This window comes from Aquabacterium sp. (assembly GCF_036279655.1).
Classification (GTDB): domain Bacteria; phylum Pseudomonadota; class Gammaproteobacteria; order Burkholderiales; family Burkholderiaceae_C; genus Aquabacterium.
Genome location: NZ_DASUIT010000149.1, coordinates 1 through 20,785 on the forward strand (window position 1 = coordinate 1; position 20,785 = coordinate 20,785).

Annotated in this window: 20 protein-coding genes; 8 read left to right on the top strand and 12 right to left on the bottom strand. The window is 67.1% G+C overall.

The window, feature by feature from the left end; translation table 11 throughout:
• Both VFW84_RS15595 and VFW84_RS15600 read right to left on the bottom strand, forming a co-directional pair.
• The coding region (locus VFW84_RS15595) for a hypothetical protein (RefSeq protein WP_329681385.1) at nucleotides 1-682 on the bottom strand (682 nt) is incomplete at its 3' end.
• Between the two features lie 36 nt (nucleotides 683-718).
• On the bottom strand, nucleotides 719-1,906 hold the full coding sequence (locus tag VFW84_RS15600; RefSeq protein WP_329681386.1) for a hypothetical protein: 1,188 nt from the start codon (nucleotides 1,904-1,906) through the stop codon (nucleotides 719-721).
• Between the two features lie 325 nt (nucleotides 1,907-2,231).
• On the opposite strand from VFW84_RS15600, the gene flhD reads away from it, so the two are divergent.
• The 3 genes from flhD to VFW84_RS15615 all read left to right on the top strand — a co-directional run bounded on the left by flhD (nucleotide 2,232) and on the right by VFW84_RS15615 (nucleotide 4,056).
• Entirely contained in the window at nucleotides 2,232-2,552 is a 321-nt protein-coding gene (gene flhD / locus VFW84_RS15605; RefSeq protein ID WP_329681387.1) for a flagellar transcriptional regulator FlhD, read from the top strand.
• Nucleotides 2,553-2,607: 55 nt separating this feature from the next.
• Nucleotides 2,608-3,144: a flagellar transcriptional regulator FlhC gene (gene flhC, locus VFW84_RS15610; protein WP_329681388.1), complete on the top strand. Its 537-nt coding sequence runs from the start codon at nucleotides 2,608-2,610 to the stop codon at nucleotides 3,142-3,144.
• Nucleotides 3,145-3,468: 324 nt separating this feature from the next.
• A complete protein-coding gene (locus tag VFW84_RS15615) occupies nucleotides 3,469-4,056 on the top strand; it encodes a hypothetical protein (protein WP_329681389.1) in 588 nt (195 codons plus the stop codon).
• 21 nt (nucleotides 4,057-4,077) lie between these two features.
• Here the strand turns inward: VFW84_RS15615 and VFW84_RS15620 are convergent, their stop codons facing one another.
• From VFW84_RS15620 to VFW84_RS15630, 3 genes are read right to left on the bottom strand one after another with little or no spacing between them, the layout of a single operon-like run.
• Nucleotides 4,078-5,496, bottom strand: coding sequence for an FAD-binding oxidoreductase (locus tag VFW84_RS15620; protein WP_329681390.1), 1,419 nt, complete (start codon nucleotides 5,494-5,496; stop codon nucleotides 4,078-4,080).
• Nucleotides 5,497-5,498: 2 nt separating this feature from the next.
• Nucleotides 5,499-6,329 carry a DUF1289 domain-containing protein gene (locus VFW84_RS15625; RefSeq protein ID WP_329681391.1) on the bottom strand — a complete coding sequence of 277 codons (831 nt, stop codon included), beginning with the start codon at nucleotides 6,327-6,329 and terminating at the stop codon, nucleotides 5,499-5,501.
• A 22-nt stretch (nucleotides 6,330-6,351) separates the two neighbouring features.
• Nucleotides 6,352-7,386: a hypothetical protein gene (locus VFW84_RS15630; protein WP_329681392.1), complete on the bottom strand. Its 1,035-nt coding sequence runs from the start codon at nucleotides 7,384-7,386 to the stop codon at nucleotides 6,352-6,354.
• A 237-nt stretch (nucleotides 7,387-7,623) separates the two neighbouring features.
• Here VFW84_RS15630 and VFW84_RS15635 point away from each other — a divergent pair, with 237 nt between their 5' ends.
• The gene (locus VFW84_RS15635) at nucleotides 7,624-7,878 is read left to right on the top strand and encodes a hypothetical protein (protein ID WP_329681393.1); all 255 of its coding nucleotides are present in this window, start codon (nucleotides 7,624-7,626) and stop codon (nucleotides 7,876-7,878) included.
• Nucleotides 7,879-7,913: 35 nt separating this feature from the next.
• On the opposite strand, the gene VFW84_RS15640 is transcribed toward VFW84_RS15635, so the two are convergent.
• Genes VFW84_RS15640 through VFW84_RS15650 form a run of 3 tightly spaced genes read right to left on the bottom strand, consistent with a single transcriptional unit; the run spans nucleotide 7,914 to nucleotide 11,167 of the window.
• Nucleotides 7,914-9,218, bottom strand: coding sequence for a glycerate kinase (locus VFW84_RS15640; protein WP_329681394.1), 1,305 nt, complete (start codon nucleotides 9,216-9,218; stop codon nucleotides 7,914-7,916).
• Nucleotides 9,215-10,177, bottom strand: coding sequence for an NAD(P)-dependent oxidoreductase (locus VFW84_RS15645; protein WP_329681395.1), 963 nt, complete (start codon nucleotides 10,175-10,177; stop codon nucleotides 9,215-9,217). The genes VFW84_RS15640 and VFW84_RS15645 overlap by 4 nt, the downstream gene beginning before the upstream one ends.
• Before the next feature lie 6 nt (nucleotides 10,178-10,183).
• A complete protein-coding gene (locus VFW84_RS15650; protein WP_329681396.1) occupies nucleotides 10,184-11,167 on the bottom strand; it encodes an MDR family oxidoreductase in 984 nt (327 codons plus the stop codon).
• 179 nt (nucleotides 11,168-11,346) lie between these two features.
• Here VFW84_RS15650 and VFW84_RS15655 point away from each other — a divergent pair, with 179 nt between their 5' ends.
• The 3 genes from VFW84_RS15655 to VFW84_RS15665 are packed head-to-tail and all read left to right on the top strand — an operon-like array spanning nucleotide 11,347 to nucleotide 13,983.
• Nucleotides 11,347-12,042: a hemerythrin domain-containing protein gene (locus VFW84_RS15655; protein WP_329681397.1), complete on the top strand. Its 696-nt coding sequence runs from the start codon at nucleotides 11,347-11,349 to the stop codon at nucleotides 12,040-12,042.
• Nucleotides 12,039-12,980, top strand: a complete 942-nt coding sequence (locus VFW84_RS15660; RefSeq protein ID WP_329681398.1) for a thiamine pyrophosphate-dependent dehydrogenase E1 component subunit alpha — start codon at nucleotides 12,039-12,041, stop codon at nucleotides 12,978-12,980. Before VFW84_RS15655 ends, VFW84_RS15660 begins: the two co-directional genes overlap by 4 nt.
• Nucleotides 12,981-12,990: 10 nt before the next feature.
• Nucleotides 12,991-13,983: a pyruvate dehydrogenase complex E1 component subunit beta gene (locus tag VFW84_RS15665; protein WP_329681399.1), complete on the top strand. Its 993-nt coding sequence runs from the start codon at nucleotides 12,991-12,993 to the stop codon at nucleotides 13,981-13,983.
• An 11-nt stretch (nucleotides 13,984-13,994) separates the two neighbouring features.
• Here VFW84_RS15665 and VFW84_RS15670 read toward each other — a convergent pair whose 3' ends face one another.
• Nucleotides 13,995-15,350: a GAF domain-containing protein gene (locus VFW84_RS15670; protein WP_329681400.1), complete on the bottom strand. Its 1,356-nt coding sequence runs from the start codon at nucleotides 15,348-15,350 to the stop codon at nucleotides 13,995-13,997.
• Nucleotides 15,347-15,838 (bottom strand): hypothetical protein, encoded by a 492-nt coding sequence (locus VFW84_RS15675; RefSeq protein WP_329681401.1) that lies wholly within the window; start codon nucleotides 15,836-15,838, stop codon nucleotides 15,347-15,349. Before VFW84_RS15675 ends, VFW84_RS15670 begins: the two co-directional genes overlap by 4 nt.
• 98 nt (nucleotides 15,839-15,936) lie before the next feature.
• Between VFW84_RS15675 and VFW84_RS15680 the strand changes: the two genes are divergently transcribed.
• Nucleotides 15,937-16,665 (top strand): START domain-containing protein, encoded by a 729-nt coding sequence (locus tag VFW84_RS15680; protein WP_329681402.1) that lies wholly within the window; start codon nucleotides 15,937-15,939, stop codon nucleotides 16,663-16,665.
• 11 nt (nucleotides 16,666-16,676) lie between these two features.
• Here VFW84_RS15680 and VFW84_RS15685 read toward each other — a convergent pair whose 3' ends face one another.
• Both VFW84_RS15685 and VFW84_RS15690 read right to left on the bottom strand, forming a co-directional pair.
• On the bottom strand, nucleotides 16,677-17,942 hold the full coding sequence (locus VFW84_RS15685) for an MFS transporter (protein WP_329681403.1): 1,266 nt from the start codon (nucleotides 17,940-17,942) through the stop codon (nucleotides 16,677-16,679).
• Between the two features lie 272 nt (nucleotides 17,943-18,214).
• On the bottom strand, nucleotides 18,215-20,725 hold the full coding sequence (locus VFW84_RS15690; protein WP_329681404.1) for an adenosylcobalamin-dependent ribonucleoside-diphosphate reductase: 2,511 nt from the start codon (nucleotides 20,723-20,725) through the stop codon (nucleotides 18,215-18,217).
• Nucleotides 20,726-20,785: the final 60 nt, after the last annotated feature.

Below are 20,785 nucleotides of genomic sequence, written 5' to 3' on the forward strand. Positions count from 1 at the left end.
TCTTGACGCGGACCTTGAGGGCATTGAGCAGGTCATCGGCCCAGGTCTTGCGTGCATCAGCCACCTCGATCATGCGTGCCTTCTTGGCCGTCGCATCGTCGATCACCTGGGTGAGCAGCGGTGCCAGCGTACCCAGCTTGAGCAGGCCAGGCACGTCGATCGCCCCGATGGCGTCGCTGCGCTGCTGCTGGATGGCTTGCAGGCGCAGGCTCAAAGGCTCACGGGCCGCCTGCACGGTGATGTCAGCCAGCAGGTTCTCGGCCGCCAGGATGTCTCGGTCCAGGGCTTCCTGGGTCTGGTGCAGTTTGGTGTCTTGCGTCGTGGCCTTGCCCACCTCCACCAACACCTTGCCGCAGGCCTCGCCGACCTGCATCAGGCGTGTGGCCTTGGCGCCCGGGTCAGGCAGGGTGTTCAAGGTGGCCATCTGCCCACGCAGGGTGGTGGCCAGGCGATCGAGCGGCGTCTTGAGCGCGCCGTAGTGCAGCGCTTCAATGCGCTGCCCCAACAGGTCGACCTGCTCTTGCACCTTCTGGCGCGCCGCAGAGATCTTGTCGTCGGCCTTGGGGTCGACGGTCGGGGTCGAGGGCGGAGGGGTGTGGGTCTGCGTGGGCGCAGAAATCTCCGGTGGCTTCTTCTTGACCTTGAGCAACAGCTTGCCAACGAGGGAACGAGGATGGGGCACGGCGAACTCCTGGAGCGGTGCAAACAAACGGAGGGATCAGGCGGGCAGCACCTTGTGCAATTGCATGAGCGCCTTCAGCAAGGGGGTGCGGATGTCATGGGCCAATTCGGACACATCCAGGACCACGTCGTCCTTGTCGATGTAGCGCATCAGCTCAGCCACCTGGGCAGGCGTGTGGGGCTCGGCCGTGAGGTTCTTGACCACGGCACTGATCTCGATGACCGCCTTGGCCGACTCGGGGTCCTTGAGCGCGGCGATCTCGCCAGCCACGCCCTTGAGCGCGGTGATGGCCACCTCGCGAACACGGCTCCAGGCGGCCAGGGCCTCGGCGGCACCGCCAGGGGCCGGCGCGGACGCCGAGGGTGCCGCCGACGTGCTACCCGACTCGTCGGCCTCGGTCTCACCTTGTTCGTCCTCACCGAGATCCTCATCCAGCGAGTTGCCCTTGTCGTCGAGCAAGGCCACCTTGCCCAGCTTGAAGCCGCAGGCCCGGATGGGAATGCGGATGCGCTTGACCAGGCCGGAGACCTTCTTTTCCACCACCAGCTTCAGGTCCGTGCCATCGAGCGAGACCAGGCCGAAGGCCCCGGTCTTGATGCTCAGCTCCTTGATCAGCTTGGCCAGCAGGGTGCGTCCGGACAGGCGCTGGTGCAGCACCAGCACGGGCGGCTGCTTGCCGTCGTCGAGCATGGCAAAGTGCACTTGGCGCTTGGGGTCGGCCTTGCACAACTGCAGTTGCTTGAGCAGGCGCTTGGGGTCGATCAGGGCGCTGGAAGGTTCATCCTCTTCAGCCCCCTGATCCGAAGGCACCGCTTTGCGGGCCTGGGTGAACTCGGCCTCCAACTCATCGAGCCCGGCGGCAATGGCCTTGGCATAGGTGGCGGCCGCGCGGCTGATCAGTGCGGTGGCATCCTTCAAGGGCTTGGTGGCGTCCTTGGCCTTGGCGGCCTTGTCCGCGGCCGATCCCAGGGCCGTGGCTTCAAGCTTGAGGGGGGCCGCCTTGGTGCGGTAGAGCTTGTCCAGCGCATCAAACAGGGCCTGCAGGCGGTCGGGATCGGCCACGCCCTTGGCCCAGCCTGCAGCCAACTTGGGCCAGTCGATGGCCTCGTGCTTCTTTTGCAGGGCCTTGAGCAGCTCCTGCAGATCGGCGGCCCCATCCAGGGACCCCTTCTTCTTGTCCCAGAAGGCCTTCTTCAACTCATCCGGGTAGGCAATGATGGGCATGGACGCACCTGTGGTCTGTGGCAACAACGCGAGGCACGATAGCACGCAGCCCCATGCCCTCCGGCGGGCCCACCCCCCTAGGACTAGGGAAGCGCAGACCACGGTGCGCCCCGGGGCAGAAGGCGCAAATACCCGGGATTTCCCGCCCAGATGACTGGCCGGCATTCACCCCGCTGATGCGGCGTTCTGTCAGGCAAATTCCTACAAAACAAGCATCTGCACACTGACGCGTCTTACAGGCGCTTACCTATCAAGGAATTTGACCGGTCTTTGCACAATGACTCCATCGACAACGCAAACACCCGCTGACGCAAGGAGCACAGACATGACCAACGAACAGATCCTGATGGAAATCCGTGAAACCAACCTGTCCTACCTGATGCTGGCCCAGAGCCTGATCCGTGAGGACCGCGAGCAAGCCCTGTTCCGCCTGGGCATCTCGGAAGACGCCGCCGAGCGCCTGGTCGCCCTGAGCCCCGCCCAGATCCTCAAGATCGCCTCCAGCAACACCCTGGTGTGCCGCATGCGTGTCGACGATGACCTGATCTGGACGCTGCTGACCAACCACGGCAAGGGCCAGAGCGAGAGCGCCGCCCGCCTGCACGCCAACATCCTGATGGCCGGTCGCCACCAGGAAGCCGCCTGATCCGATCACCTCGATCCCGAACAACACCCCAGACAGACAAGCCGGAGAACACACCATGCGCACCAAGAGCCTGTTGACCGAAGCCAAGCAAATCGACCGCGCCGTCACCCTGATCAACCTGGGTGCCCGCCTGCAGGTGCTGGAGTCGGAAACCGACATGTCCTATGAACGCCTGCTGCGCCTGTACAAGGAAGTCTCCGGCAAGTCGCCGTCCAAAGGGCAACTGCCCTTCTCGACGGATTGGTTCATGACCTGGCAGCCCAACATCCACGCCAGCTTGTTCCTCAACATCCACGAGTACCTGAACAAGGCCGCCGAGATCGACGAGATCGACACCGTGATCAAGGCCTACCAGCTCTATCTGGAGCAGACCCAGACCCAAGGCCTGGAAGCCCTGCTGTCGGTGACGCGTGCCTGGCGTCTGGTCAAGTTCATCGACAACGGCATGTTGACGATGACCAAGTGCTCCAAGTGCGGCGGCCACTTCGTCACCCACCCCCATGAGATCGCCCGCCACTATGTGTGTGGCCTGTGCAACCCGCCCGCACGCGCCGGCAAGGGCAAGGCCAGCGGCGGCATCCACATGCATTGAGTTTGAGTGTTCTGTTTCATTGCTGTCTCCTCCTAGCAGCACGCCAGTGCTACTTTGACCAGGCCCTTCGGGGCCTGTTTTTTTGGGGGGGTAGGAGCCTCTCGAAGGCACTGGCCAGGCTGGACGTCCAAGAGTAGAGTGTGACCCTCCCCTGGAGGCATGCCATGACAAACGGAATCATTCCAGCTTCGCGACAGACCGTGAACTCCATATGGAATGCAACGTACGCTCCCACCCCGGCGGGTTCAGGTCTGGTTCCCGATCAAATATGGCAACAACAGCCGATATGTCCAGGTGGGCAACGTGTCTGAAGGATGCACCATCATGCACATCCTCCGAGGACTCGCAGCCTTGACGCTGGCAGGATATGCCATGGCGGGTGTACCGACCCTCGAACGTTCCGTGCTTCCCGACACCACTCGCCTGCTCGATCAGGCGATCGCTGCTCGCGCCAGCGCAACCGTGGATCAGCAGCGCGCATCACGTGCCTTGATCCGAGACGGCGACCGAGCCTATCGACAACATCGATATGCAATGGCCCGACGCGCTTATGCCAACGCTCATGCGAACACGCCCAACCCATACGCCTATGTCATGCATGGTGATGCGCATTGGCGGGAAGTTCTTCAGGCAAAAAGCCGCCGGGCACGCCCCGTCGGCATCTGTCAGCTAGACAACCGGCATTTCGCCCATGATCTGGAAAGTGATGTGGCTCAGCACCAGGAAGTGGGGCTGGCCTTGGCCAAGCATGACCGCGATGTGAGTCTCATCCGCTCGCCGTGGTACCAACGAGCCGACCTCAGCACGGCATGCCTGCGGGAGTTGGCCACGTTTTACCGTGCCCAGCCCTCCAGCCAGTGTGTTGATCTACAGCGCCTGCAAGGCTGCCTGGGAAAGCCGCTGATCAAGTGATGTTGTTGGCCATCTGGCCTCTCACAGATACCTGGCCCACAGCGCATTGGACAGCCGCCCAGCCGGATCCCACTGACGCTTGAGCGTCCGCAACGCTGCCGCCTCCGGGTAGGCCTTGTCGAACTGTGCCTGGGTGGCGTGCAACTGATAGGGCAGGTAATAGCGCCCCTCGTGCTGCAGGACCAGGTCGATCAGTTCGCGGGTCCACACGCCCACCGCCGCCTGTGCGCGCTCATGAACGCGCTGCTTGAAATACAGCACGAGGGCAAAGACCTCCTCGCGCGCCCAGGGCAGCAGGGCGGTCGTGTCGGCCGGTGAGTGCCGGATGGAGATGTTGAGCGCCTCGACATCGTGCGCCCGAAGCACACGGGCCATGCCCTTGGCAAACGACTCCAGGTGACGAGGCGGCACAAAGTACTCCTGCAGGACATAGGTCGAGATGGCCCGCGTGCGGGGCTCCAGCTCGGCCACGTCGAGGCTGGCCTCATGGTTGCGCCAGACCACCTCGCCGCCCTTCATGCGCAAGGGCTGCACCACGCGCTGGCGCAACTGGTGGCCGCCCGGCAGCTCGGTCATGGCCCACAGGGCGTTCTTCTCCAGGGTGTAGGCCTGCCCCCGCGGCACCAGACGTGCCTTCTCGGTGAGGGGCTTGCCAGTGCGACGCCAGGTGACTGCCTGCGGCACATCGAAGTGGGGCGGGATCAGATCCGCGTTGTGCAGCAGGCTGTCAGGCCGGCCCTGAACCTGCTGCTTGAAATACGCCACGTAGTCCCGCAAGGGCACCGGCTGGACCACACGCTCGATGCGGGTGTTGTCGTCCAGTTCCAGCTCGACTTCGGTGATGACACCGATCGCCCCGTAGCCTCCGATGGCGGCACGGAACAAGGCGGTGTTCACCTGCCGCGAGGCTTCGACCACCTCACCGCTGGCCAGCACCAGTTGCAGGGCCACCACCGAGGCCCCCACGGGGCCATGTCCCACATAACGCCCGTGCGCGTTGACCGACACCGAGCCACCCACCGTGAAGTTGGCATAACTCTGCATGGTCTTGACGGCCAGTTGATGCGGATCGATCCGCTCCTGCAGGTCACGCCAGCGCATGCCCGACTGCACGCGCACCCGCCGTTCCGTGGCCCGCAACCACACCAGGGCCGACAGGCTGCGCATGTCCAGGTGCAGGCTCCCTGGCAAGGCCACCTGGCCACCCATGCTGTAGCGGCCACCACCGACCGACACCTGGCCCGGCCAGTCCTTCATCGCGGCCGCCACCTCGGCCACGGTGCGTGGGGACACCACGCGGGCCACCCGGATGCTGTAGAGCCCGGTGACATTGGCCACCTCCAGTGCGACGTCGGGCGCACACAGTGCGGGCAGCGGCGTGACCGCCAACAGCCCGGCCCCCAACAGGGCCTGGGCCAGGAAAGTTCGACGCGACGGCATGATCAGCGCTCGGACGAAGGCAGCCGCCCCAGGCGCACCAGGGTCTCGCGCGAGCGCAGCAGACACTGCTGCCGTTCGGGCTCGCTCATGGCTGACCAGCCGCAGATGTCCGTGAGGGTGCGCCCGCACCCCAGGCACTCGTCCTGGTCGTTGAGGGTGCACAGGCGCACGCAGGGGCTGGGGGTGGCCGGCGTCAGGCTGTGGAGTTCGCGGCTGAGGTTGGAGCGTGCCTGTGCCTCCAACTGGCGGGCCAGCTCCGGGCTGGCATAGAGCCGCGACTGGTTCAGCAGCCCCTGGAGGAACTGCTGGCGTCCGCGCACATAGGCCTCGGGGCTCACCACCGCAGGGCACCACTCGTCACGCACCTGTTGCGCATATCGGAGGTAGATGGGCCAGGCCTGCCCCAGCACCGCCAGATCGATGTCCAGGAACTGGCGCGCGTCGTGGTCCAGATCGCGGGGCGCATGGTGGTTGGCGGTGGCCTGGATCAAGGCCTGAATCTGCGACAGCTCATCGGCCGGCAGGCGGGCGTGCTCGTTCAGCCATTGCCCGGCCAGTTCGGCGCTGCGGGCTTCGTTGTCCTGACGACCCGGCACATAGACGGCATCATGGAAGATCAGGGCCAGCAGCACCACACGGGGCCGTTCGAAACGCAAGCCTCTGAACTGCGCCAGGCAGGCCAGCACATGCGACCAGCCATGGTAGTGGCGCCCCGGGGTGTCGTGGGCGGCCTCGACCAGGGGCCACAGGGCCGGTGAGCAATCGGCATAGGCTTGCGGCAGGACACCCTGCAACCAGGGCACCGGTACCGCCACATCGGTGGAGTTCTGCATGCCCCCACTCTAGCGCGACTTGTCAGCCCGTCACCAGGCCGTCCATGCGCACCACTTCGAAATCGCTGCCTTTGATCTGCGCAAGCTCAGACACCAGGGCATCGTTGTTCCAGCGATCGTCAGGCGCGCCGCTGACAAACCAGTTGCTGCCGTTGTCGGCCACGATCATCCCGTAGGTCTTCATGGCCGTGAGCAAGGCTCGGGTCTCCACACTGAAATGGGAGGGGATCGCCACACTGGCCTTGAGCCGCACGCGCATGCCCATGGGAGGCAGGCTCGGGTGGCTGTTGGAGGACGCCCAGTGCGTGGCCGGGGGCACATAGGCCCGGCGCGTCGTCTGCACCGTGAAGCGCAGCGCATGGCGGATGCCGCCGGGCCCCTGGGAGGCCTCGTCGTAACGCGCCAGCCCCGCGAAGATGGGCAGGCCGGCCGCATCGGCGCTGGTCCAGCCGGCTTGTGCACCGGGACGCACGGTGTTGCTGTCCAGATGGAACACGGCACCGCAGTGGGCCTCCCAGCTGCCATCGGACTGGGGAAAGGCGTAGCCCAGCTCGTAGAGTCGATCATTGTCGCGATCAATCACGATCACATGGCGGTCCCCCGTGCTGCCGGGGCCCCCTTCAATGGGCGCATCCGGGGGGACAGGGTAGGGGCCGGGATCACTCTCGTCGCCATACGCCGTCCAGGTCATGGCCACCCGCGTCTGGCTGCCAGACACCACCACGTAGGGGATGCCGATGGGTGAGCCCTCATACAGGCCGGCACCGAAATCCGGATGCAGCCCACGGGTCAGGCCGATGCTGCCGATCAGGGCATCCGAGGCCGGGTCCACCGGCCAGGCGCTGATGTCGGTGTTCCAGGCGTTGTCGGACGGAAAGGGGATGGCGCCACCCAGCGACGCCCCCACCCCCAGCGATGCCGACGACAGGTCGCCATAACGCACGCCGCTGGGCGTGGCCGGCGCATCGGGCACGCCCTCGCCACCCCCACCGCCCCCGCAGGCGGTCAGCCACCACAGTGGCAGGGCCGCGATCGCGATTCTTCGATCTCGTTGCATGGTGTTTTTCCTCCACCCGACATGGTGAAGACCGCACGACAGGGCGGGTGACAGCCGCGCGCTCCCCGACACGAGCCTTACAGATCGATACCCGTTGACGGGTAAACCCTCATCAGGCCAATCCCGAAACAAGCGGTGGTTTAAGGGCTTACTCGGGTATCCATGACATAGGTCAAGCCTTTACAACCATGGATGAGACGCCACGTCGACATCGGCGACACCTTTGAAGGAGGAACGATGACTGGCCAGACCCCTCGCGCGACATCCCTGAGAAGCCGTTCACGGCAATGGACCACCGTGGCCTGCATCGGCGCCGCCGTGCTGGCCCTGTGGGCCCTGAATGGTCAGCACTACCTGCATGGCGGCCTGAGCATGGTCGCCGCCCTGCTCTTGTTCAAGCAGAGCTCGCTGGCCCACCGCTCGCGTGCTTCGCGCAGCGACATCGCCGCCTCGGCCCTGTCCTCACAGCGCACCTGGCGCAAGGCCGCCTGAGGGCCTGACAGGCCCCTCGCCTGCCGACATCGCCACTAGGCGATGAACACGGCCCGGAAGTCGTTCACATTCGTGAACGTGGGCCCACACACCACCTGATCCCCCAAGGCCTCGAAGAAGCGTCCTGAAGCATGGGCGTCCAGCATGGCCTGGGCATCCAGCCCCTGGGCTCGGGCGCGGGCCAGCGTGTCCGGCCCGATCACGGCACCGGCGGCATCGCTGCTGCCGTCGATGCCATCGGTGTCCGCCGCCAGCATCCACACCCCGGGCAGCCCCTCCAGGGCCAGCGCGGCCGCCAGCAACAGCTCGCGATTGCGACCACCGGCCTGAGGCTCGGACCCCGGGGCGCCAGTCACCGTGGTCTCGCCCCCCGACAGCAGCACGCAGGGCCGCTGAAACGCCACCTCACCCTGGCCCTTGGCCACCTGTCTGGCCAGGGCCGCCAGTTCGGCCCCTGCCGTGCGGGCTTCGCCCTCCAGGCGGTCGCTGAGCACATGGGCTGCCAGCCCGTGCTCCCGCGCCACCCGGGCGGCCGCCTCCAGCATCTGCCCTGGCGTGGCGATCAGCCGGGCCTGGTCATGTGCCCAGGCCGGATCACCTGGCTTGGGCGTTTCCAGCTCGCCCGAGCGCAGGCGCTGGAGCACGGCCTCGGGCAATGTCAGGTGATGGCGCTCGATGATGGCCAGGGCCTCGGCGCAGGTGCTGGGGTCGGGCACCGTGGGGCCACTGGCGATGTCCTCCAGCCGGTCTCCCGGCACATCGGAGATCGCCAGGGTCAGCAGGCGCGCCGGGCGGCAGTGCTGCGCCAAGCGGCCACCCTTGAGGGCCGACAGGTGGCGACGCACGGTGTTCATCTCGCCAATGGTGGCGCCAGAGCGCAGCAGTTGGCGGTGGAGATCCTGCTCCTCCTCCAGCGAGCTGCCGGGCAGCGGAGCGGCCAGCAGGGCAGAACCACCCCCCGACATCAGGGCGATCACCAGGTCATCGGCCGTCAGGCCCTGGACGGCCGCCAGCAGGCGCTCCACAGCCTGCCGCCCCGCCGCATCCGGAACCGGGTGAGCGGCCTCCAGCAAGTCGATGCGGTCGGACGCCTCCAGGTGATGCGAGGGCGGGACGTGGCCATAGCGGGTCACCACCACGCCGCTCAGTGGCCAGTCCTCAGGCCAATGGGCCTGCACGGCCCGGGCCATCGATGCGCTGGCCTTGCCCGCCCCGATCACCACCGTGCGTCCGTACGGCGGCTCGGGCAGATGGGTGGGCAGCACCCGCATGGGCTGGGCCCGCTCGACGGCGACATCGAACAGGCGGCGCAACAGGGCGGGGGCGTCGATCGGGTTCATGGGGCGTGCGGCTCCCGCCGAGCCACATGCTCGGCAATGCGGGCCACCAGGCGCTGGGCCAGGCGTTGCTGCGCCTCCTGGCTGGCCCAGGCCACATGCGGGGTCAGGAGCAAACCGGGGATGTCGGCTTGCAGCAAGGGGTGATCGGGCGGCGGGGGTTCGACGTCCAGCACATCGATGGCCGCCCCGGCCAGGGCGCCCGCTCGCAGGGCCGCCGCCAGGGCCGGGGCGTCGATCACGGCGCCACGGCCGGTGTTGACCAACACGCTGCCCGGCTTCATGCGGGCCAGGTGCCGGGCATCCATGAGCCCCCGGGTCTCGGCCGTCAAGGGCAGGTGCAGGCTGAGAGCATCGACCTGAGCCAGCAGCTCGTCGAGCGGGCGTTCGTCCTCGGCGGGGGGCCGCCCCGGGCGCTGCGCAAACAGCACCCGCATGCCCAGGCCACGCGCCAGGCGGGCGGTGGCCTCACCGATGCGCCCGCGCCCCACGATGCCCAGCAGTGAGCCACCCAGGTTCTGGATGCGTGGCCCATGCCAGCAAAAGTGTGGCGCGGCCGACCAGCGTCCATCAACCGCGGCCGTGACATAGCTCAGCAGGTGGCGCCGCAGGGCAAAGAGCAGGGCGATGGCATGTTCGGCGACGGCATCGCTGCCATAGTCGGGCACGTTGCAGACCTCGATGCCCAGGGCCTGCGCGGCCTTCAGATCGATGTTGTCGGTCCCGGCCGCCGCCACGCAGATGCGTTGCAGGCGCGGGGCCTGCCGGAGCAGCTCGGCCCCGAGTTTCACCTTGTTGAGCACCACCACCTCGGCCTCGCGGATGCGCTCGGCCACCTGCTCGGGCGCGGTGCGATCGAAGGCCTGGTAGTGCAGGCGCTGCGCCAGACGCTCGTCAAAGTGCAGGCCGCACGGCAGGGTGCCGGCATCCAGGAACACGACGGGGCAAGGGTGCTCGTGCATGGCGGGTCAGGCGTTGACGTCGACCACGATGCGGCCCCGCACCTGACCGGCGATCAGGCGGGACGCGGTGGGAATGGCCTCGGCCAGGGGGATCTGCTGGGTGATGAGGTCGAGCTTGCCGATGTCCAGATCGGTGGCCAGACGCTGCCAGGCCTGCAGACGCTCAGGGCGCGGGCACATGACGCTGTCGATCCCCGCCAGCGTGACGCCGCGCAGGATGAAGGGCGCCACCGTGGCCGGGAAATCCATGCCGCCGGCCAGACCGCACGCGGCCACCACGCCGCGGTACTTCATGGCCGCGCAGACATTGGCCAGGGTGTGGCTGCCCACGGTGTCCACCGCACCGGCCCAGCGCTCCTTGCTCAAGGGCTTGCCGGGCGCGCTGAAGGCCGCACGGTCGAGCACCTCGCTGGCGCCCAGTTGCCGCAGGTAATCGGCCTCCTGCGGGCGGCCAGTGACGGCGGCCACCGTGTAGCCCAGGCGCGCCAGCAGGGCCACGGCCACGCTGCCCACGCCACCGGCCGCCCCGGTGACCAGGACCTCGCCCCGATCGGGTGTGATGCCATGGCGCTCCAGAGCCATCACGCACAGCATGGCCGTGTAGCCCGCCGTGCCAATGGCCATGGCCTGTGCGGGCGTGAAGGCCGCAGGCAGGGGCACCAGCCAGCCGCCTTGCAGGCGTGCACGCTGGGCCAGGCCGCCCCAATGGGTTTCGCCCAAGCCCCAGCCATTGAGGACCACAGCCTCGCCCACACGCACCTCGGGGTGCTCGCTGTGCTCCACCGTGCCCACCAGATCGATGCCTGGCACCAGGGGGAACTTGCGCACCACCGGCGACTGGCCGGTGATGGCCAGGGCGTCCTTGTAATTCAGCGTGGAGTAGGCCACGCGCACGGTCACATCGCCTGCGGGCAGGGCCGCGTCGTCGATGTCCTGGAGCGTGGCGCGGTAGCCCTGCTCGTCTTTGTCAATGAGGATGCCTTTGAACACCGTGTCTCTCCACCAGCCAGATCAGGCCCCAAGCATAACCAGCCTGGGCGTGGGCGGCCAGCCGCGCTTAAGAGACTTTTAAGTTTTGCTGAGCAAGGATTTACGAAACGGTTTGTGTGCGCCTGCCTACAGTCATCTCATCGTCTACACCCCCTCACCAACTGCACGGAGAGATCCCCATGAACCCCACCCCCCGCGTCAACCTGTACCAAGGCATCCACAAGGCGATCCGCGCCCAGATGAGCCACACCTTGCTACAGGTGGGTCGCACCGATCCGGGCGACACCGACGAGCGCACCGCCAGTGTCGCCAGCGTCGACGCCTTGCTGACCCTGTGCCACCAGCACCTGCAGCATGAAAACGATTTCATCCACGCGGCCATGGAGCGCCGCTGCCCGGGCAGCGCCGGCCCCCTGGGCCATGAACACGAAGAACACATCGAGCACATCGCCCACCTGCGCTCGCTGGCCCGGCAGGCGCAGCAGGCCGATGCCGCCACCCAGGACGGCGCCTGGCAGGACCTGTATCTGGCCCTGAGCCTGTTCGTGGCGGAAAACTTCACCCACATGGTGTGTGAAGAGCGCGATCACAACGCCGTGCTGTGGCAGCACTACAGCGACGCTGAACTCGTGGACATCCACCATGCGCTGGTGGCCAGCATCCCTCCGGAGGAGATGGCCCTGGTCATGGCCTGGATGATCCCGCAGCTCGCCCACCCCGAGCGGGCCGGCATGTTCAGCGAGATGCGCCAGGGCATGCCGCCCGAGGTCTTCGCGATGCAGCTGACACAGACTCAAGCGCTGCTGGACGGGCCCAACTGGCGCAAGCTGCAGCAGGCCCTGAACCTGGACACGCCCCTGCGCGAAGCCGCATGAACGCGCTCGACCTGCTGGAGCGCATGCTCCTGATCCGCCGCTACGAAGAAGGCCTCGCCGCACTGGCCGCCCAGGGGCCCGCCCCCATGAGCTGCTCATCGCAGGGGCAGGAGGCCAGCGCCGTGGGTGTGGTCTCCGCCCTGCGCCCGGATGACCGCATCCTCACCAACCACCGCAGCGCGGCGCACCTGCTGGCCCGCGGCGCCGACCCCGGGCGCCTGCTGGCCGAAGTCATGGGCAAGGCCACGGGCTATTGCCAGGGCAAGAGCGGCTCCTTGCACATCTCCGTCGCCGAACTGAGGGTGGTGCTGACGTCCACCATCGTGGGCGGTGAGCTGTCGATGGCCCCCGGCGTGGCCCTGGCACGCCAGATGCGCGGCGAGCCCGGCATCGTGGTCTGCTTCTTTGGGGATGGCGCCGCCTGCGAAGGCATCTTCCATGAATCGCTCAATCTGGCCGCGGTGTGGCGCCTGCCCATCCTGTTTGTGTGCGAGAACAACCAGTGGCAGGCCTTCGTGCGGCGCCACGAGACCATGGTGGGCGATCACATCAGCCCCTGGGCGCACCGCTACGGCATGCCCGGCCTCACGGTCGATGGCAACGATGTCGAGGCGGTGCAGGTGGCCACGCAGGAGGCCATCGCCCACATCGAACGCACCGGCCAGCCCTACCTGCTGGAGACCTGGACCTGGCGCCAGAAGGGGCACTTCAGCGGTGACAACGAGGCCCACATCACCGCCGAGGAACGCGCCCCCTGGCAGGAGCTGGATCCGATCCAGCGGCAACAGCGTCGCCTGTCACAAGCGCAGGTCCTGAGCGCAGCCGCCTGGTCGCAGATACAGGCCCGTGTCCAGGCCCGCATCGACGAGGCCATGGCCTTTGCCCAGGCCTCCCCCTTCCCTTCTGTCGAGCAATTGCTCACCGACGTCTATGCCTGAAGCGCACGCCATGAACATCACCATCCCCATGACCGCCCAGGAGGCGCTCTACCAGGGCCTGCGCGAGGAGATGCAGCGCGATGAGCGCGTCATGATCATGGGCGAGGGCGTGGCCACGCTGCACCCCGATCTGGTCCAGTCCTTTGGTGCCCAGCGGGTGCGCAACACGCCGCTGTCCGAGGCCATCGTCGCGGGCTGCGCGGTGGGGGCGGCCGCCAGCGGCCTGCGACCCGTGATCGACATGCTCTACGCGCCCTTCCTGACCTATGCCATGGACGCCCTGGTCAACAGCGCGGGCAAGCTGCGCTACATGTCGGGCGGGCAGTTCAGCTTCCCGCTGGTGACCCTGGCACAGACCGGTGCGGGCTGGGGCGTGGGCGCACAGCACTCGCACAATCTGGAGGCGTGGTTCGTGCATTGCCCCGGGCTCAAGGTGCTGATGCCGGCCACGCCCGCCGATCTCAAGGGCCTGATCAAGAGCGCCATCCGTGACGACAACCCCGTGGTCCTGCTGACCGACATGACCCTGGGCTATCAGCCCGGCGACGTGCCGACCGACCCCGAGCACCTGGTGCCCATCGGCCAGGCCCGGGTGGCGCGCGCCGGCCGTGACCTCACCCTGGTGTCCTACTCCAAGGCCGTGCACACCTGCCTGGCGGCCGCGCAGGCCCTGGCCGCTCAGGGCGTGGAGGCCGAGGTGATCGACCTGCGCAGCCTCAAGCCCCTGGACATGGCCACCGTGCTGCGCTCAGTGCGGCGCACGGGCCGCCTGATGGTCGTGCACGAAGCCGGGCCCCTGTGCGGCCTGGGGGCCGAGATCGCCGCGCAGGTGGCAGAGCAGGCGTTCAGCGCCCTGCGTGCGCCGGTGCGCCGCATCACCAGCGCAGATGTGCCCACACCGGCCAGCCATGCGCTGGAACAGGCCTTCGCGCCCGGGGTCGATGCCATCGTGGAGGCCGCACTGACGCTGACCCAGGACCCACGCCCCGCGCAGGCCGCCTGAGCCCGCTCGCCTCAGTCGGCCGACACCAGGCGCAGGGGCCGGGATGCGCTCAGCGCAAAACGCCCGCGCCCGGTCTTGTGCATCTGCACGCAGGCCTGGCGCTCGGCCAGGCGGCGCTGCAGCAGCACCAGCCGAGCCTCCAGGTTGTCCGCAACATCGGGCAGGCCCAGGCCGCCATCCAGGCGCAGCTCACGGTTGGTGAACTGGGCACGCCCTTCAGTCTGCATGAGCTGCACCAGTTTCCAGAAGATGGCCCCGGCCACGCCCTTGATGAGGTAGTCCTCGTCCAGGAACACGCTGTGGTCGGCCCGGAAGTAGCGCACCTGCACGGGCCCGCCGCTGGTGCTCTGGACCTCGTCCGCCTCCGAGGCGTGCGCCGACTCGGAGGCCGCCGACTCGCTCAGTTCGGCACAGGCCAGGTCACGTGCCATCCAGCCGAACTGCTGGGCCAGGATCTGCAGCATGTCCTCGTCGTCGTAGCTGAAGCGCAGATCCTGCGGGCTCTCGACATAGAGCACACCGTAGAGCTGCTGCCCGGCCAGAATGGGCACCGCCAGCTGGCTGCGGGTCTCGGGCAGGCCCGGCATGGGGATGGCGGTTTCCAACTGGTGGTGCAAGCCCAGGGCCTCGACGCTGCCCCGCACGGCCTTGCCGTAGATGTACTCGCTGGTCATGTGCGAGATGCGGATGGGCGTGCGCTCCCGCGCGGCCACGCCGATCACGCCATGCCCCATCGGGATCTCTGAGCCCACGCCCGACTGCTCATAACCCCGGCTGGCCACGGTGAACAGGCGCTCGCCGCATTCATCGAGCTTGAGGATCATGGTGTGCTCGATGCCGCAGACCTCCTGCAGGACAGCCAGCGTCTGATCCAGCAGATCGCTCAGATCGCGGCAGGCATTGAGGCGGGTCGTCATGTGCCGCAGGCGGGGCAGGAGATCCGGCTCAACCATGACCCGCCCGGGCATGGGCGGGACCACCGTCGTCACCTGCTCGACGCGGTAGATGTCCGATCCCAGCAGCTTGAAGACATCGGCCATGCCGGTGTGGGAAGCGATGCCTGCCAGCTTGGCCTTCATGCTCTCGAACAGCGGCCCGCTGGTCTCGGTGCGCAGATAGCGCACCTGCAGGGCATAGCTCCCGCCGCTGAGCGGATCGGCCAGCTTGAGCACGGCCTGCGGATTGGCCAGGATGTTCTGGCGCGTCTTGTTGAAGAACTGAAAGGTCAGGGCCACATGCTGGTGGTCCACGTACTGCACCTGCGACAGGTAGGCGATGTTGGGCACGCCATCGCCCGAGCAGGTGGCCAGGGCACTGGGCACCGCCCCCTCAAAACAGTTGCGCAGCGACGAGATGCAGACCGTCATGGCCGCCCACCCCCCACCCGTTGGCCGGCCTGCGGGCCCGGCGTCTGCTGGAACACCGCCTCGGGCGTGAAGCTCACGGCCACCATCTGCTCCGGGTCGATGGTCATGTAGGCCTCACCAAAATCACGGTCGTAGCCCAGGGCGGCAATGCCATCGACAAAGCGCTGCCGGTAGCGCTGAACGAAGGCCACCTCGTCGGCCGATGCCGCCGACAGCTTGACCTGCCGCCCCTTGATCTGCAAAGCTGCCTCGGTCTCGGGCAGGCAGAACACCACCGCGATGGCATCGCAGACCAGCAGGTCCTGCAGCAGTTGCTGCGCCTCCTGGCGGCGCACATAGACCGTCACACTCTGGCGATCCGGGGCCACGCGGCAGGCAAAGCCGCGGCAGGCGCTGGGGCGCAGCTCGGCCGAGCGCGACGCCAGATCGATGGCGACCTCTCGCTCGACAAAGGCCACCGTGTCATCACTGAGCAGGGCAGGGGTCATGATTCAAGCAAGGCTGACTGCGGGCCCGAGCAGGCCTGCGTGCTCATTGTAGAGGGCGCCATCGACGTAAGATCCTGCTGTCATACGGAGGATCTGACATGAGCGTGATGCGTCGTCTGACCCTGTGGGGTTTGCTGTTCAGTGTATTGATCATGGGGCGTCTGGCGCAGGCTGCGCCCTCAACCTGGGAGCCCGTGCGCAAGAGCGACGAGCGTGAAGGCATCCAGACCTGGGTCAGACCCGTGGAAGGGCAATCCATCAAGGCCTTCCGCGGCGTCACCGAGATGCCTCACAGCGCCCTGGCAGTGCTGGCCCTGATCGCCGACATCCCCCACCTGCACAAGTGGGTCTACCAATGCCGATCGGCTCGGCAGCTCAAGGACCGGCCACCCGAGCAGACCTACACGCGATTTCGGGGCATCTGGCCCGCGTCGGATCGCGACGTCCTGCTGACCACCCAGGTGTACCAGCAGGACGATGGCAGCATCGTGGTCGATTCACGCCAGGTGGATGGCTACCCGCTCTCGGAGGATTTTGTGCGCATGCCCAGCCTGCACAACACCTTCCGCTTGACCCCGCTCAAGGCGCGCTGGACCCGCATCGAGTTTGAGACCCAGGTCGATGTCGGGGGCATGATCCCGTCATGGCTGGCCAATCTGGTGGCCACAGACGCCCCCCTTCACACCCTGCAAGGCATGCGCAAACGCCTGGACGACCACGACAAGTACCAGATCCAATCGGTTGACGAGCTGCCCACCTACTATCTGCAAGGCAAACCCCTGGTGTTCTCGACAGAACACCTCGGAGCCCGTCCCGAACCCCGCTGAAGCGGGCACACTCAACGCCAGGCCTGCGCCACCCGCTCGTGGGTGGGGTGGCGATCCAGCCAGCCCACCAGCACCACGCAGCCCAAGGCCGACAACACCGTGCCGATGCCAAAGGCCCAGGCATAGCCCAGCGTGTCGCCCACCACGCCTCCGGCCAGACCGCCCAGGGCACCCACCGCCACCACGATGCTGGCCAGCAGGGTGTAGTCGGTGCCGGCATGGGCCGGATCGGCCGCATCCATCATCAGGGCGAACAGGGCCACCGAGGCCATGGTGCCCAGCACGCCTTCGGCCACCGTGGCCGCCCACAGCAGCCCGATGCCCCCCAGGCCACAGGCCGCCGCGATGTACAGGCCAAACGCCGCCGCCTGCGCGAGCCCGGTCAACAGCAGGGCCAGACGGCGACTGACACGCAGCATCAACCAGCCCCCCAGCACGGCGCCCAGCAGGCTGGTGCCCGATCCCACGGCGCCCTTCATGAGGGCGATGGTTTCCTTGGTGACGCCCTGGTCCAGCACGAAGGGCGTGATCAGGGCGCTCACCATCTGGTCTCCAAAGCGATAACAGAAGATCAGCCCCACCAGCGTCAGCATGCCGGGCGACAACACCCGGTGCAGCCATGCCCAGGCCAGCGACCATCCCCGCGGGCGGGATGACGCCCCGGTGGTGGGCGAGGCCCCAGCCCCCTGGGGCGCATGCGGTGCGGCGGGCTCACGCCAGCCCCACACCGGCAAGGTCGTGATGGCCAGCAGGGCCGCCATGCACACGAACATCACGCTCCAGTTGCTGCGCGCAAACACCCACAGCAGCAGCCCCCCGCCCAGGATCATGCCCAGGCGGTAGGCACCCACCTGGATGGCATTGGCCAGACCGCGCTCTTGCGCATTGAGCATGCGCACGGCCAGCCCGTCGGTCACGATGTCCTGCGTGGCAGCGATCAGGTTGAAGAGGAACACCGCCACAAAGAGCGCCACGCTCTCGACCTGCAGGTCCATCCACGCCAGCAGCAAGGCCGCCACACAGGCGCCCCCCTGCAGGGCCAGCAACCAGCCCCGCCGTGTGCCGTGGTGATCCACCACCGGCGCCCACAGGAACTTCAAGGCCCAGGGCAGGGCCAGGAACTGCAGCAAGCCAATGGCCGTGAGCGACCAGCCCGCCTCGCGCAGCAGCACAGGCAAGGCCAGAGTGAAAAAACCGAAGGGCAGGCCCTGGGCGGCATAGAGGCCGCTCAGCAGGGTGATCTGCCGGGAGCGGCTGAGGGGCGGGGAGGCGCTCATGCCTCGTCAAGGGTGGTCATGGAAGGCTGCCAATATCGCACAGGACACGCCCTGGCCGTGGCAGACACCCTTGCCACTGCGGAGATTCACCATCACAAACTCCGCATGAAATGCGGAGAAAAAGCACCTGCTTCCGGCCAGGCACCACACTGACCAGCGATGCAGTGTCTCAGGACACCGCGCTGCGGGACATTCAGGACCTGATCGAGTGGGGCGCCCTGCGCCGCACCGCCGGTGGCGGGCGCAGCACAGGGTACGAGATCAGCGACTGATCAACCGCAACTGCCAATCGCCCCGCAGTTCGAGCACTTGAGGCAACCGTCCACCTTGTGCATCTCGTGCGCACCGCACTCGGGGCACTTCTTGCCGGTGTTGGGCACGGGCGCACCACGGCGCACGGCCTCTTCGCGCTGCTCTTCGTCGACACGGGCGCCGCCGCCGCACTCGGCATCGCGACGCGCCAGTCGTGCAGCCAGCACATGGGTGGGGACCTGATTGCCCACCACGTCCAGGAAGCCGCGCTTGTAGAGGATCTGCTGCAGCGCAAAGCCGATGGCCGCCACATCCGAGTCATGGAAGCGCGGGGCCACGGAGCCATCTTCCTTGGTGACCGACCCAAAGCGCACCGGGCCCTTGTCCCAGACCACCTTGCGCATGCTGGCCACGGCCTTGGCCACCGAGCCGCCCGACTGGCCCACCATCGACAGCAGTCGCATGCTGGAGGTGATCCATTGCTGGCCGTCCGAGGTCTGACCGCCCGGGATGAAGAACTCGATGGGGCGCTCGATGGTCACCGGCTGTCCGCCGATGGTGCCCTGCACACGCAGGAAGTTCACGGTCACGTACACCGCCTGCTTGCCCTCGTAGGTCATGAATTCGACCTTGGAGGTGATGCCTTCCAGATCGCCCTCGGGGCGCGAATCGAACTGCTTGCGCAGGGGGTCGTCGTCCGTGCGGGCGACGCTGGCCGCCGGGGCGGTGGCTGCGGCTGCAGCGGGCGTGGGCTCGACCGACAGCACCGCACCCAGCGTGGGATTGGGGCGGTAGGTCGTGATGCCCTTGAGGCCCATGCGATAGGCCTGCAGGTACAGATCGGCGAACTGGTCGAAGGGGTAGTCGGCCGGCACGTTGATGGTCTTGGAGATCGCCGCGTCGATGAAGGGCGCCACCGCCGCCACCATCTCCACGTGCGAGATGGCCGACATGCTCTGAGCCGACACAAAGGCCTCAGGCAGATTGTTGGCATCGCCCCCCTGGCTCAGGTAGACGCGGTAGGCGTGGTCTTCGACCGCATAGATGCGGCTGCTGCCATCGGGCATGCGTTTCTTGCGGTTGTAGGTCCACGAGAAGGCGGGCTCGATGCCGTTGGTGGCGTTGTCGGCAAAGGCCAGGGTGATCGTGCCCGTGGGGGCGATCGACATCAGGTGCGAGTTGCGCAGGCCATGCTTGCGGATGGAGGCGCGCAGCTTCTCGGGCAGGCGCTGCGGGAACTTGCCGGTGCTCAGGTACTTGGCCGCATCGAACAGCGGGAAGGGGCCGCGCTCCTTGGCCAGCTCGACCGAGGCGCCATAGGCCGCATCCCGCATGGTGGCCGAGATGCGCGAGGCCATGTCACGGCCCTCGGGGCTGTCGTAGCGCAGGCCCATCATCACCAGGGCATCGCCCAGGCCCAGGAAGCCCAGGCCGATGCGGCGCTTGGCAGCGGCCTCGACGCCCTGCTCGGGCAGCGGCCACACGGTGGCGTCCAGCACGTTGTCGAGCATGCGCACCGCATGGGCCACGCCCTGCTCGAAGCTGGCAAAGTCAAATCGCGCCTTGGGGCCGAAGGCATCACGCACATGGCTGACCAGGTTGATCGAGCCCAGGTCACAGCAACCGTAGGAGGGCAGGGCCTGCTCGCCACAGGGGTTGGTGGCCTCGATCACCTCGCAGTAGGCCAGGGGGTTCTCTTCGTTGATGCGGTCCAGGAACAGCACACCCGGCTCGGCGAAGTCGTAGGTCGACTTCATGATGGTGGCCCACAGGTCCGAGGCCTTGACGCGCTTGTAGACCCACAGACCATCGTCGCGCCGGTAGGTGTCGGGCACCTCGGGGTGAGGCTGGGCCTCGTGCACCAGCTCCCAGTCGGCATCGGCGGCCAGGGCGTCCATGAAGCCCTTGACCACGCCCACGGACACATTGAAGTTGTTGAGCGTGCCAGGCGTGCGCTTGGCCACGATGAACTCCTCGATGTCCGGGTGGGACACATTGAGGATGCCCATCTGGGCACCACGACGGGCACCGGCCGACTCCACGGTCTGGCAGACCTGGTCGAACACCTTCATGAAGCTCACCGGGCCCGAGGCACGCGAGTTGGTCTTCTTGACCCAGGCGCCCTTGGGGCGGATGTGACTGAAGTTGTAGCCCACGCCGCCACCACGGCGCATGGTCTCGGCGGCCTGCGAGGCCGCATCCATGATGCCCACCTGGCCATCGGAGCCCACCATGGCATCGCCCACCGGCTGCACGAAGCAGTTGATCAGGGTGGCGGCCGTGTCGGCCAGGCCGGCGGCGGCGTTGATGCGCCCACCCATGACCACGCCCAGCTCGGTCTGGGCCTTGTAGAAGGTCTCTTCCCACTGCTGGCGGGCCTCGGGGGTCTTCTCGACCGCGGCCAGGCCTCGGGCCACGCGGCGGCGGATGTCATCGACCGAAGTCTCACCTGGTTCTGCGTATTTTTCGAGCAGAACGTCAACAGAAGCCTCTTGAGGCGGCAGGGTGATGGGGTCGGTCAGTTTGTTCATGGGCGGCAGTGCAGACGTTCAGGAATGAGGGCTGACTGTACGCCTACTGGGCCTCAAAAT

Coding starts and splice junctions, on each gene's coding strand:
- VFW84_RS15600 (WP_329681386.1), bottom strand. CDS start 1,906: ATGCCCATCATTGCCTACCCGGATGAGTTGAAGAAGGCCTTCTGGGAC.
- flhD (WP_329681387.1), top strand. CDS start 2,232: ATGACCAACGAACAGATCCTGATGGAAATCCGTGAAACCAACCTGTCC.
- flhC (WP_329681388.1), top strand. CDS start 2,608: ATGCGCACCAAGAGCCTGTTGACCGAAGCCAAGCAAATCGACCGCGCC.
- VFW84_RS15615 (WP_329681389.1), top strand. CDS start 3,469: ATGCACATCCTCCGAGGACTCGCAGCCTTGACGCTGGCAGGATATGCC.
- VFW84_RS15620 (WP_329681390.1), bottom strand. CDS start 5,496: ATGCCGTCGCGTCGAACTTTCCTGGCCCAGGCCCTGTTGGGGGCCGGG.
- VFW84_RS15625 (WP_329681391.1), bottom strand. CDS start 6,329: ATGCAGAACTCCACCGATGTGGCGGTACCGGTGCCCTGGTTGCAGGGT.
- VFW84_RS15630 (WP_329681392.1), bottom strand. CDS start 7,386: ATGCAACGAGATCGAAGAATCGCGATCGCGGCCCTGCCACTGTGGTGG.
- VFW84_RS15635 (WP_329681393.1), top strand. CDS start 7,624: ATGACTGGCCAGACCCCTCGCGCGACATCCCTGAGAAGCCGTTCACGG.
- VFW84_RS15640 (WP_329681394.1), bottom strand. CDS start 9,218: ATGAACCCGATCGACGCCCCCGCCCTGTTGCGCCGCCTGTTCGATGTC.
- VFW84_RS15645 (WP_329681395.1), bottom strand. CDS start 10,177: ATGCACGAGCACCCTTGCCCCGTCGTGTTCCTGGATGCCGGCACCCTG.
- VFW84_RS15655 (WP_329681397.1), top strand. CDS start 11,347: ATGAACCCCACCCCCCGCGTCAACCTGTACCAAGGCATCCACAAGGCG.
- VFW84_RS15660 (WP_329681398.1), top strand. CDS start 12,039: ATGAACGCGCTCGACCTGCTGGAGCGCATGCTCCTGATCCGCCGCTAC.
- VFW84_RS15665 (WP_329681399.1), top strand. CDS start 12,991: ATGAACATCACCATCCCCATGACCGCCCAGGAGGCGCTCTACCAGGGC.
- VFW84_RS15670 (WP_329681400.1), bottom strand. CDS start 15,350: ATGACGGTCTGCATCTCGTCGCTGCGCAACTGTTTTGAGGGGGCGGTG.
- VFW84_RS15675 (WP_329681401.1), bottom strand. CDS start 15,838: ATGACCCCTGCCCTGCTCAGTGATGACACGGTGGCCTTTGTCGAGCGA.
- VFW84_RS15680 (WP_329681402.1), top strand. CDS start 15,937: ATGAGCGTGATGCGTCGTCTGACCCTGTGGGGTTTGCTGTTCAGTGTA.
- VFW84_RS15685 (WP_329681403.1), bottom strand. CDS start 17,942: ATGAGCGCCTCCCCGCCCCTCAGCCGCTCCCGGCAGATCACCCTGCTG.
- VFW84_RS15690 (WP_329681404.1), bottom strand. CDS start 20,725: ATGAACAAACTGACCGACCCCATCACCCTGCCGCCTCAAGAGGCTTCT.